This window comes from Parendozoicomonas verongulae, assembly GCF_009711465.1.
Lineage (GTDB): Bacteria > Pseudomonadota > Gammaproteobacteria > Pseudomonadales > Endozoicomonadaceae > Sansalvadorimonas > Sansalvadorimonas verongulae.
In genome coordinates this window covers 1-12,905 of record NZ_SMME01000780.1, presented here as the reverse complement: position 1 = coordinate 12,905, position 12,905 = coordinate 1, and the positions used below count along the sequence as shown (strand labels likewise).

8 protein-coding genes and 1 pseudogene are annotated in these 12,905 nt (G+C 50.0%); 5 read left to right on the top strand and 4 right to left on the bottom strand.

Annotated elements, in window-relative coordinates:
• Positions 1–408 (bottom strand): hypothetical protein (locus E1189_RS23790; protein WP_196221275.1); only part of this gene is annotated, 408 nt, incomplete at its 3' end.
• A 109-nt stretch (positions 409–517) separates the two neighbouring features.
• On the bottom strand, positions 518–3,913 hold the full coding sequence (locus E1189_RS06730) for a hybrid sensor histidine kinase/response regulator (protein ID WP_155159271.1): 3,396 nt from the start codon (positions 3,911–3,913) through the stop codon (positions 518–520).
• Positions 3,914–4,094: 181 nt separating this feature from the next.
• On the opposite strand from E1189_RS06730, the gene acs reads away from it, so the two are divergent.
• Positions 4,095–6,065: an acetate--CoA ligase gene (gene acs, locus E1189_RS06725; protein ID WP_155159270.1), complete on the top strand. Its 1,971-nt coding sequence runs from the start codon at positions 4,095–4,097 to the stop codon at positions 6,063–6,065.
• A 516-nt stretch (positions 6,066–6,581) separates the two neighbouring features.
• On the opposite strand, the pseudogene E1189_RS26215 reads toward acs, so the two are convergent.
• Both E1189_RS26215 and E1189_RS06715 read right to left on the bottom strand, forming a co-directional pair.
• Positions 6,582–6,695 (bottom strand): annotated as a pseudogene (locus tag E1189_RS26215) (prepilin-type N-terminal cleavage/methylation domain-containing protein); the annotation flags it as partial.
• A gap of 131 nt (positions 6,696–6,826) precedes the next feature.
• Positions 6,827–8,041 carry an argininosuccinate synthase gene (locus E1189_RS06715; protein WP_155159269.1) on the bottom strand — a complete coding sequence of 405 codons (1,215 nt, stop codon included), beginning with the start codon at positions 8,039–8,041 and terminating at the stop codon, positions 6,827–6,829.
• A gap of 436 nt (positions 8,042–8,477) precedes the next feature.
• Between E1189_RS06715 and E1189_RS06710 the strand changes: the two genes are divergently transcribed.
• From E1189_RS06710 to E1189_RS06695, 4 genes are all read left to right on the top strand, one after another.
• On the top strand, positions 8,478–9,788 hold the full coding sequence (locus E1189_RS06710; protein ID WP_230460231.1) for a CmpA/NrtA family ABC transporter substrate-binding protein: 1,311 nt from the start codon (positions 8,478–8,480) through the stop codon (positions 9,786–9,788).
• Positions 9,789–9,790: 2 nt separating this feature from the next.
• Positions 9,791–10,741, top strand: a complete 951-nt coding sequence (locus E1189_RS06705) for an ABC transporter permease (protein WP_408014702.1) — start codon at positions 9,791–9,793, stop codon at positions 10,739–10,741.
• Between the two features lie 160 nt (positions 10,742–10,901).
• Complete coding sequence (locus E1189_RS06700) at positions 10,902–11,762, top strand: ABC transporter ATP-binding protein (RefSeq protein ID WP_155159266.1); 861 nt, start codon at positions 10,902–10,904, stop codon at positions 11,760–11,762.
• A 305-nt stretch (positions 11,763–12,067) separates the two neighbouring features.
• Complete coding sequence (locus E1189_RS06695) at positions 12,068–12,841, top strand: hypothetical protein (protein ID WP_155159265.1); 774 nt, start codon at positions 12,068–12,070, stop codon at positions 12,839–12,841.
• The last annotated feature ends 64 nt before the right edge of the window (positions 12,842–12,905 follow it).

Below are 12,905 nucleotides of genomic sequence, written 5' to 3'. Positions count from 1 at the left end.
AACAGCATGGGATCGCACCGCGACTTGCTGTGTGCCCTGCCTGACATCCTTTTTTGATGTGGTTACAAACTCAACAGGTGATCGAGAACGTTCACGCTTTCTTTCTGGTGATGGTGATGGAGAGGAAGGAGGCGTCGAAGAATAGGTTGCCAACTGTCGGCGTCTTCTACTGCGGGAAGCACGGGCTTTCCATTCTGAACGGGTTTCTTCTGAATGTTCTTCCAGGGAAATAAATGGCGAATCTGAGGAGCTATCCATTGCCGAAATATCTCTGCCAAAAACAGCCGCAGATGCCGCCAATCTTTCATTTTTCCTGCGTTGAGCCTCTTTAGCTTGCTTTAGACAGCTCGTATCTTTCAACAAATCATTGAGTGATAAATTAGACGTTTTACCCTTGACCGGATCCATAACATACTCTCCACTATACGATTACAAACGTGTGGTTAGACACGGATACCGCTTGGTTTTCCTCCCTCTGTCACCCTTTTGTTTACCGTACTAACACGCCTGTCAGCCTTTAAGCGGAAGCACGCACCTTATGGGCCATGAGTGAACGCAAAGCTGCAGGCTTAAGTGGCTTGGCCAGAAAGCCCACAGCCTCAGCCCGCAACCTTGCCTTAAGAACCGGACTGGCATCGGCTGAAATCACAATAGCGGGTACATCCTGACACAGCATGTCTCGCACAGCGTAAACGATATCCAGCCCCTTATGCCCATCACCCAGATGATAATCCGTGAGTATTACATCCGGTTCAAAGCCCTGAGTAGCCACCAGCGCGTGCTGTTTATCTGTTGCAACTTTAACAACACAGCCCCAGCGCAGCAGCAGTGCCTTCTGCCCTTCAAGAATCATGGTGTCGTTATCAATACACAAAACCTTCAAACCCGTGAACTGTCCACTCTGCCGGGGCTCCACAGCTGCTCGCCGCACTCTTGCAGGCAGAACACCTTGAGGCACCGTAATATGAAATACCGAACCCTTACCGGGAACAGAGTGCAGCCCCAGCTCATGGTTCAACACCCGCGCCACTCCACGGGCAATAGCCAGCCCCAAACCCAGCCCCTGGGCATCACTGTGATCCAGTCGTTGGAAAGCCCGAAACACCTCTTCCTGCTGCAGTGCAGGAATACCAGGGCCGTTATCTCGCACTTCAATTCGCAACTCCTGCCTTACACGACGGCAAACTAGCATCACCTTACCACCTCTGGCATAGCGAAACGCGTTCGCCAGAAAATTCTGTAGAATGCGCCGCAGCAATGTGCGGTCGCTCTGAATAACGGTGCTGCATTTCACCAGTCGGAATGTGGTGTGGTCCTTCTGAGCCATCACGCCGTACTCTGTAGCCAGAGGCTGCAACAGCTCTTCAATTGAGAACGATTCCAGATGCCGTAAAACCCGCCCGGTTTCCAGCCGGAACAGCTCCTGCAAATCCTTCAGCAGCCCTTCGGCCGACTGCAGCGAGCTGTCCAGCTGTTCCGCCAGCTCCCCTACCCGTCCTTCTTTGTATTCATCCACAAGGGTTGAAGTAAACAACCGGGCTGCGTGCATGGGTTGCATCAAATCGTGGCTTATCGCCGCAAAGAACCGGCTGCGGGAGTGATTGGCCTGTTCCGCCTGCTGCTTCGCCTGCTGCAAATCCTGATTCAATGCTTCCAACGCCTGTGTCCGCTCCTGAACCCGCAGTTCAAGCCGCTCATTGGATGACTTCAACTGAGCTTCTACACGGCGGAAACGGGTAATATCAGTAAAGCTCATTACAAAGCCACCGCCTGGCATGGGGTTGCCTTGAATCTGTATCACGGTGCCATCTTTGTAGGTGCGTTCAGAGCTATGGGCGGTACCGCTCTGCATCCACTTTACCCGTTTGCGAATGTGCTCATCCACACTGCCCGGCCCGCACAGGCCACGCTCAGCATTAAAGCGGATGAGTTCGGAGATATGACGCCCCATAGTCACCAAGCCTTCGGTATAGTTGAACATGGTCAGGTATTGCTGATTCCAGGCCACCAGCCGCAAATCCTGATCAACAACACTCAGCCCCTGATCAATATTCTCAATGGAGCTTTGCAGCAGCTCGCGGTTAAACGCCAGCATGGTTGACGCTTCATCCACAATATTCTCAACATCGTGGATATCCATCCGGTGCCCGTCCAGTGCACTGCGCATCACAATACGGGCAGAAGATGTTCCCAGAACACTGGAGAGCAGGCGCTCTGTCATGGCAATAAGAATAGGAGTGGCTTTCTTCTGACGAAAAAGCCAGCCCTGCTCACCAGCCGCTTCGGTTTCAAAGGCCTCCCGAGCCTTCTCTGTCCCAATAAAGCGAGCCGCCAGCTGCTCGAGTTCATCAACTCGCACATTGACTGCGGGTAAATCACTTTGGCCGAAAGCTCTGGTATCCATAAAGCGTCCGGCTTGATGGCGCTCCTGCAGGCGAGGTACAAAAAACAGGGAACCCAGCCAATAAAAAAGAAGATTACTCAACAGACTCATCAGCATGCCCACAGCCTGGGCACTGTCAGGAGCAAGCTGCTGAACACTTTTCACCACAGACAGTTCAATACCTGCTGCTGGTAAAACCAGAAAAACAAACCAGCACAGCCCACCAGCCATCACCCCAGCGATAACCCCATTATGGTTACTGTTATGCCATACCAGGCCACCAATCAAACCCGGCGCCAACTGTGCCAGGGCGGTAAACGACATAAATCCAAGGGCTGCAAGAGACTGGCCATCAATCACCCGGGAGAATCCCCAGGCCAGCAGCAGAATGCCAGCAATCAACCCTCGCCGTATATTCAGCAGCAAACCTTTTAGCTCAAGGAAGGAGGCGCCCGTCAACCTTCGCCCTCGTAAAAGCAGAGGCACAATCACCTCATTGCCAAACATAATTGCCAGCGCAATAACCGACACAATCACCATTCCGATAGCTGCCGAGACACCTCCTATAAACGCCAGCACAGCCAAACCGCTATGCCCCAGCCCCATAGGCAGGCTGATCACAAAGGTGTCGGGGGAAACATCAGGAGCCAGAACCTGTTTGCCCAGAAGGGAAATGGGCAGAACAAACAGCCCCATCAATAGCAGATAGGTAGAAAAGATTTTACGGGCCGTCTGAAAATGTTCAGGCTTACTGTTCTCAACAACCGTCACGTGAAACTGCCGTGGCAGGCACATATACGCAGCAATGGAGACGACCGTCATCACCGACAGATTGAACCATTCACTGCCCTGTGGCGCTTGCAGAGAGAAACTGTCGTTCACCAATCCTGTCCAGCCCTGAGGAGCCTGCCAGATCACAAACACACCCACCGCCAGAAATGCCAGCAATTTGAGGGTAGATTCCACTGCAATCGCCAGCATTACCCCATGGTGATGCTCCGTAGTGTCCAGATGGCGTGTGCCGAACAGAATGCTGAAGCCTGCCAGAACCAAGGTCACCAGTAACGCCGTATCCCCGGACCCTGTTGGCTCAGCAGACAACAGGTTGTAGCCCATAACAATCGCCTTCAGCTGCAAAGCGATATAAGGAATCACCCCGAATGCTGCAACCACTGTGGCCACAACGGCCATAGCCCGTGAGCGCCCATAACGAGCTGCGAGAAAGTCTGCCATAGAGGTAATATTCTCCCGCTTGCCCAACACAATCATGCGAGCCTGCAGGCGCCACATAAACAGCATCACAATAATGGGAGCGAGGTAGATAGGGATAAACGACCATGGCGATACAGCAGCCTGCCCAACAGCACCAAAGAAGGCCCAGGAGGTACAATAGACGGCAAGGGTCAGGCTATACACCAGAGGCTGCCAGCGCCCGCGACGGAAACGATCGTGCCGATCACCATACCAGGCCACTGCAAAAAGACCTCCGGCATAAATCAGAGATACCAGAACTATCAGCCAGCCGCTCATGATTACCTTTCTTATTCTGTTATTATTTTTCTACAAACGGATATTCCTTGATTTCTCTGGCAGTCGCAATGTCATGGAGACGCCTTGCTTTAGACCAAGGTCTAATGGCTTAGAGGTTCGACAAAAGTAAGAATCCGCTTCGTGCTTCAAGAAAAAGAATAAAAAACACAGGAGTGACCCCATGAGCACCCAACCTGTCAATCAGGCTCCCTCGCTGTTTCCTGTTGAACCGCAGCTCGCTTCCGAGGCTCTGGTAGACGATGCCAGATACCGCCAGATGTATCAGCAATCCATTGTGAACCCTCAAGGGTTCTGGCGGGAACATGGACAGCGCATCGACTGGTTTACTCCCTTCACCAGAGTCAAAGATGTTTCTTTTGACGATCACAACGTCAGCATCAAATGGTTTGAAGACGGTACCACCAATGTGTCCCATAACTGTCTGGACCGGCATCTGGAAAAGCGCCGTGACCAAGTTGCTATTTATTGGGAAGGGGATGAGCCTGGCGAACAACGGGAAGTGACCTACGGTGAACTCCACGAAGAAGTATGCCGCTTTGCCAACGCCCTGAAATCACAGGGGGTACGGCAGGGCGATGTGGTGGCCATTTATATGCCCATGGTCGTGGAAGCGGCAGTAGCGATGCTTGCCTGTACCCGCATCGGTGCCATTCACTCCATCGTGTTTGCCGGTTTCTCTCCAGAGGCTCTGGCCGGGCGTATTATCGATAGTCATGCCAAACTGGTGATTACGGCCGATGAAGGCGTACGGGGTGGCAAGAAGATTCCCCTGAAAGCCAATGTAGACGAAGCACTGACTCATCCTGATATTCGTTCCATTGAAAAAGTCATTGTCTACAAACGTACAGGTGCTGATATTCCCTGGCACAATCATCGTGATGTCTGGTGGCATGAGCTGCAGCAGCTCTCTTCGCCCCACTGTCAGGCACGGGAGATGAACGCGGAAGACCCGCTGTTTATCCTCTACACCTCTGGCTCCACAGGCAAGCCCAAAGGAGTTCTGCATACGACCGGCGGTTATCTGGTGTATGCCTCCATGACTCATCAATACGCTTTTGATTATCGGGAGGATGAAGTGTTCTGGTGCAACGCCGATGTAGGTTGGATCACTGGTCACACCTATGTGGTGTATGGTCCGCTGTGTAATGGTGCCACAATTGTAATGCACGAAGGCTTGCCCAATTACCCCACAACCAACCGCATCAGCCAGATTATTGATAAGTACAACGTCAATATTCTCTATATCGCTCCCACCGCTATCCGCGCATTGATGGCTCAGGGTGATGATGCAATAGAAGACACTAGCCGTGAAAGCCTGCGCTTGCTGGGAACCGTAGGCGAGCCCATTAACCCACAGGCCTGGTACTGGTATCACCAGACTATTGGTTCCGGCCGCTGTCCCGTCGTAGACACCTGGTGGCAGACAGAAACCGGCGCAGCCATGATCACCCCACTGCCCGGCGCAACGTCTCTCAAGCCCGGTTCAGCCACCCGCCCTTTCTTCGGTGTAATGCCTGCACTGGTGGATAATATGGGCAATATCATAGAAGGAGAAGCAGAAGGCAATCTGGTGGTGCTCGACAGCTGGCCCGGGCAGGCCAGAACCGTTTATGGAGACCACGAACGCTTTGTGCAAACCTACTTCACGACCTTCAAAGGCATGTACACCACCGGCGATGGTGCCCGCAGGGACGAAGACGGTTATTACTGGATCACCGGTCGCGTGGACGACGTTATCAACGTATCTGGTCATCGGATGGGTACAGCGGAAATTGAAAGCGCCATGGTTGCCCATCACGATGTCGCGGAGGCTGCTGTGGTGGGTTATCCCCATGATATTAAAGGTCAGGGTATTTACGTTTATGTCACATTAAATAAAAACGTGGATTACTCCTTCGAACTGGCAGCGGCCCTGAAGAGATGGGTGCGTCATGAAATTGGCCCTATTGCCACACCGGATGTGATTCAGAATGCTCCCGGACTGCCCAAAACCCGTTCCGGAAAAATTATGCGTCGAATACTGCGCAAGATAGCTTCTGGTGAGTGTGAGAGCTTGGGGGATACTTCAACATTGGCCGATCCAGCGGTTGTAGATCAACTGATTGCAGACCGGGTGGAAGTGAGCACCTGACTCTGTTTGTTCTCCTTCAGCCCTGACGAGTTTCATTAGTCAGGGCTTTTTCACTCTCATTGTTAAAGGTTGGAAACCTTCTGCCTACCTGCCTAGAGAAGAGCTAGTCATGTTCACACCATCCACAAAAACCGCTGCTGTATCAGTTACGTAATTATTACGACAACTGGCTGGCAGATATTTTCCTGGTACTGTAAGAATGCCCAATGTGTGATAAGCGCAATGCCAATTTATATTATTGCCATCAAAAGTCGGGAAAAAAACTATACGCCCTTCTGCAGGAATATCATCTGGGAACCGGTTTTCGTCCAAATCCGCCTGTATGTGGAAAGCCTGTGAGCCTGCTGTGCCTTCCCAACAGTTAAAACTATCTATGTATTCAGTGGAGGAACCCACAAAATCCTGCCCAACATCCGATGCACAAAAACCCGCTAACGTGTTATTCACGGCGAAATATTCGGATACGTCGTTGGAAGTCTTCTGAAGCATGGGTATCACTTCACCGGCAATAGCTGCCCGGGCGGTATAACTCTGATAAGCAGGTATCGCTATAGCTGCAAGAATACCGATTATCGCCACAACAATCATCAACTCTATGAGTGTAAAGCCAGCCTTTTTTTGAAAATCCATTTTCAAAGTCCTTAATAAGATTATAAGGAAGATTAGACTATCTTCTCACTTTTGCACCAAGGTTCAAGCTGCCTGAATGAATCACTGGAAGCGTGGCCTGCATCCGGTTCTCACCCATAACAGCCCCCCCACTACAAGAGTTTGCGACCTTTCTGAGCCGCCAGCCTTAACCGCAGGGCATTAAGTTTGATAAAACCAGCCGCATCTGCCTGATTGTAAGCGCCAGCATCGTCTTCAAAGGTAGCAATATTTTCATCAAAAAGGGTTTGATCTGACTCCCGCCCAACAACCGTTACACTCCCTTTATAAAGCTTCAGGCGTACGCGGCCATTCACATACAGCTGGGACTGATCAATCATGGTTTGCAGCATTTCCCGCTCGGGAGACCACCAGTAGCCGTTGTAAATCAGCTTGGCGTAGCGGGGCATCAGCTCATCTTTCAGGTGCGCTGCTTCCCGGTCCAGAGTAATGGATTCAATGGCCCTGTGCGCTTTAAGCATAATGGTGCCTCCGGGGGTTTCATAGCAGCCCCGGGCCTTCATGCCCACGTAACGGTTCTCAACAATATCTACCCGGCCAATGCCGTTGTCGCCGCCTACCTTGTTGAGGTGCGCCAGAACGGTTGCGGGTGTCATCTCCACATCGTCGATAGCGGTAATATCGCCCTGCTTATAAGTCAGTTCGATATAGGTGGGTTTATCCGGCGCGTTTTCCGGCGATACGCTCCATAGCCACATATCCTCTTCCGGCTCATTCCATGGATCTTCCAGAAGATCGCCTTCGTAGGAAATGTGCAGCAGGTTGGCATCCATGGAATAGGGAGACTTGCCCTTCTTCTTTTGAATTTCGATACCATGCCTGTCGCAGTAAGCCAGCAGTTTTGCCCGGGAGTTCAAATCCCACTCACGCCAGGGAGCAATGACCTGAATACCCGGCTTAAGAGCATAGGCGCCCAGTTCAAAACGCACCTGATCATTACCTTTGCCGGTGGCACCGTGGGAGATGGCATCGGCACCAGTTTCGTTGGCAATTTCCACCAGCCGCTTGGAGATCAGAGGCCGCGCAATAGAAGTACCCAGCAGATACTCACCTTCATAAATAGTATTGGCACGGAACATGGGGAATACGAAATCGCGGACGAACTCTTCTCGGAGATCTTCAATATAAATTTCTTGAATGCCCAGAGCTTCAGCCTTGGCACGTGCTGGCTCAACCTCTTCACCCTGACCGAGATCAGCAGTAAAGGTCACTACCTCGCACAGGTAGGTGTCTTCCAGCCACTTGGCGATAACAGAGGTATCCAATCCGCCTGAGTAGGCAAGGACAACCTTGTTGATTTCTTTCATGAGAAGAGCGACTCCGTGTTATCTATCAGCTCTAGGTTTATTCGCAGTTAGTGGTTATTATATCGGCACAATTCATTAGCAACACTTAAATATTCTAACAGCACATAAGAAAGGCTAATAACTTTCTTCTAACAGCAATGTTAAACATAAGGCGCACCAATGTGGAACACACCACCCAAAATGTGACCGCCAGCAATACCACTTCTGACAATAGCCACCCACCTTATCACCCATCACACATACTACCAGACCAGTAGAAATAAGGATTGCAGTCTGATGGCATAGCCATTGCTTACTCCCATTAACAACAAGACTGCCGTGCAGTTGTATCCATAAGGAGGACGCAATGAAGAAACCAAGACGATCATTTCTGAAAACATCCGCACTGGCCTGTCTGCTGGCGGCCAGCACACTCAATGCCTCTGCATTGGCGGGAATGGCTCATGGCAAAGAGAAGCTGGGCTGGCCTGAGAAGGAAGAACTGAAGTTTGGCTTTATTAAGCTCACCGATATGGCACCCATCGCTATTGCCTATGAAAAAGGCTTTTTTGAGGATGAAGGGCTGTACGTCACTATCGAAGCCCAGGCCAACTGGAAGGTATTGCTGGATGGTGTGATTGATGGTCGACTGGATGGCGCCCATATGCTGGCGGGGCAACCCATTGCAGCCACCATGGGCTACGGCACCAGGGCCAATATCATCACGCCCTTCTCTATGGATTTGAACGGCAACGGCATTACCGTTTCCAATAAAATCTGGGAACAGATGAAGGTCAACATTCCCAAACAGGCAGATGGCAAACCAGTTCACCCCATTAAGGCGGACGCCCTGAAACCTGTAGTGGACAAATACAATGCCGAAGGCAAGCCATTCAATATGGGCATGGTGTTCCCGGTTTCCACCCACAACTATGAGCTGCGCTACTGGCTGGCAGCGGGCGGAATCCACCCTGGTTTTTATGCCCCCCACAAGGGCGATACCTCCGGTAAGATAGACGCCGATGCCTTTCTTTCCGTAACCCCTCCCCCACAAATGCCCGCGACCCTGGAAGCTGGCACGATTTACGGTTACTGCGTAGGTGAGCCCTGGAACCAGCAAGCGGTATTCAAAGATATCGGCGTGCCGGTTGTCACCGATTATGAAATCTGGAAGAACAACCCAGAAAAGGTGTTTGGTATAACCGAAGAGTTTGCCAGCAAGTACCCCAACACAACAGTGCGCTTAACTCGTGCATTGATTCGTGCAGCCAGGTGGCTGGATGAAAACAACAATGCTAATCGCCCTGAAGCTGTAAAGATATTATCCCAGTCCAACTATGTGGGTGCGGATTACGACGTTATCGCCAACAGCATGACCGGCACCTTCGAATACGAAAAAGGTGACAAGCGTGAGGTACCAGACTTCAACGTCTTCTTTCGCTACAACGCCACCTACCCCTACTATTCCGATGCAATCTGGTACATGACTCAGATGCGTCGCTGGGGCCAGATTGCCGAGGACAAGCCTGACAGCTGGTACTTCGAAACCGCGAAGAAGGTGTATCGCCCGGATATCTATCAGAAAGCAGCCACTTCTCTGATAGAGGAAGGTTTAGCGAATGCGGATGAATTCCCGAACTTTACGACAGAAGACGGCTTCCGTGCACCACAAAAGCACTTCATTGATGACATCGTATACAACGGCAAACAGCCCAACGCTTACATCGATACTTTCGTCATTGGTTTGAAGAAGGGTGACGTACTGTGATGATGCTGAAGAGTTGGTCTGCACACTCCGGGGAATGGCTGAAAACAGCCATTATCTCGGTGGTGGGTATCCTGGTGTTCCTGCTGATGTGGTCGTCGGCCGCCAGCAATATTCATACGTCGCTGGGAGCCTTTCCCGGGCCTTCGGCAGTGGCTAACCAGCTTCATGGGCTGTACGTTGAGCATTCGGCGGAGCGGGTAAAGGAAGCGGCTTTCTATAAACGTCAGGAAGAGCGTAATGCAAAGCGTGTAGCCGTTGATCCTGAGTATCAGCCCAAGGTTCGTAAATACACCGGTAAAGAAACCTTTATCGACCAGATTCTTACCAGCCTGATCACAGTTGCCAGCGGGTTTCTGCTGGCAGCTTTAATTGCCATTCCGCTGGGCATCGCTGTTGGTCTGAACAAAACCCTGAACACGGCGATTAACCCCATTATTCAAACCTTTAAACCGGTGTCGCCACTGGCCTGGTTGCCACTGGTGACGATGGTGGTGAGCGCGGTTTACACCACCGATGACCCGCTGTTTGCCAAGTCGTTTGTTAACTCTCTTATCACCGTAACCCTGTGCTGCCTGTGGCCCATGCTGATTAATACATCTGTGGGTGTGGCCTCTATCGAGCAGGACCTGGTGAATGTGAGCAAAGTACTGCGGCTGTCGTCTTTAACCCATGTACGCAAAATTGTTTTGCCTGCGTCTATTCCCATGATTTTTACCGGGATGCGATTGTCGTTAGGGATTGCCTGGATGGTGTTGATAGCAGCGGAGATGCTGGCCCAGAACCCGGGGCTTGGGAAGTTTGTATGGGATGAGTTTCAAAATGGCAGTTCGGAGTCTTTGAGCCGGATTATGGCGGCGGTTCTTGTGATTGGCTTTATTGGCTTTCTGCTGGATCGGGGCATGTTGCAGCTGCAGCGATTTGTGTCCTGGGATAAGAGCAGTGCTGCTCGCTGATTTGTTTTGGAGTTAATAAACCCGCCAGAAAGTGGGGATACCTTTTCCGCTCCGACAGTGCAGTCCCTGCACTGAATCGCTCTCAGGCCATCCATGGCCTTTGAAAAGGTATCCCCACTTGCTGACTTTCTATTTTGTTTCGTCTGCGAGGATGAGTGTGATGAACATTGTTCTTGATATTGATCATGTGGATATGGCGTTTCCCACGCCCAAAGGGCCGTTTACGGCTTTGAAGGATGTCAGCCTGAAAATTGCCAAAGGTGAGTTTATTTCCCTGATTGGTCATTCCGGCTGTGGCAAATCCACTGTGCTGAATATTGTGGCTGGTCTTCATCAAGCCACAAAGGGCGGTGTGGTGTTGAACGGTAAAGAGGTTGCAGAGCCTGGCCCTGAACGTGCGGTTGTTTTCCAGAACCATTCTTTGCTTCCCTGGCTTTCCGCTTATGAAAATGTAGAGCTGGCGGTTAAGCAGGTTTTCGGCCGGAAAAAGAGTAAGCGGGAAGCCCGTGAGTGGATTGAGTACAACCTTGCACTGGTGCATATGGATCACGCCATGGATAAGCGTCCCGATGAAATCTCCGGCGGTATGAAGCAGCGTGTAGGTATCGCCCGCGCCCTCGCTATGCAACCCGATGTATTGCTGATGGACGAACCTTTCGGTGCCCTCGACGCCCTCACCCGCGCCCATATGCAGGACTCTTTGATGGAGATTCAAAACGAACTGAATAACACCGTGATTATGATTACCCACGATGTCGACGAAGCTGTTCTTCTCTCCGACCGTATTGTGATGATGACCAACGGCCCGGCTGCAAAGGTAGGTGAAATTCTGGATGTGAAACTGGAGCGCCCACGAAACCGGCTGGCCCTTGCCGATGACCCGGAATACAACCGCCTTCGCTCTGAGGTTTTGAAGTTTCTTTATGAGAAGCAGCGGAAAGTGGAGCCTATTAAGGCTAAGGCCTCTAAGCCTGTTTCTGCGGAGAAGGATTCTGATAAGAAGGTGACGGCTGCTGCGTGACGCTTTAGACTCAATATCTGTATTGGCAGGACACCTCATTCAGTTAAGAATGAGGTGTTACTGTGTGCTTTTATTTTCGATGCAAGATACCTACAAAACTAAAATACCCCCTAGCTTCTGGATTGTTAAAAACAGTCAGCCTTGAATTTTCTGGATAAAAATATCCATTATTAAGAATCGTAAATTTAAAATTCTCAGGCTGGATTTTTTTGTTATATCTCCTGTCTACTGTGTTAGAAAAACCAAATATTTTTTACATAAAATAACCACTAAAAGACAGGACAAGCATCTATGGAGTGAAAATTATGTATATTGCCTCTAATCCAGTTATCCGAGCACCATATATTGAACAGCCACTTTTGTCAGAAAAAACTTATGATAGTGACTTGAATAAGTATTTTAATGAGAAATTGTGTGAGGGTAAACTACTAGCCAAGATGCTTATTAATTCTTTAAGTGAACGTGATTTAGATAGGGCAGAACAAGAATACACTCAGTTAAGAGGCGGCGACAAGGTTGTAAGGTGTGCAGCCACTTCTCTCTTAGCCCCCTGCCCAAAGCAGGATTTATATCGAAATATTGGTTTTATAGTTGATGTGGATAGATCAAGTCAAAAAGTTATTTCTGACCGCGATATTGGTTCACGGCCTGTTGATGCTCAGGGTTATTCTCTTTCTTGGGATGAAAAAGAAAAACGTTACAAATCAATTGGTATACGTAGTGGCTATATTGTTAACCCAGAAAGTGTTGGCCGTTTCGCTTTCGATATGGGCGAAGAACAAGGTACCAAGTGGTTCCAGACAACAAAAGAGCTAAAAGATTACATGGTGGAAAAAAGTAAACATTTAGATCAAGGAAGATTAAAATACAATGAGGTTGTTTGTGAATATGAGGCAACATCTATAATTGGTATCATTATCGCTTTTAATCTAGAACGCGCATTTCTAGAGGATAGACAGCAAATTTTTCACGATGGAAAAGAGTTTAAAAAACTAACAGAACAAAGATTTGGTTTTAGCCTTCCATTATTTTCATTTGATTGTGAAACAGGCACACTTCGTCACTTAGAGCTGGATTAATAAGTAGTGCCCGGACCATTGCTTTCGCATAATAATGGCGAGTGGATTTTTTCGCTCTTCAAGG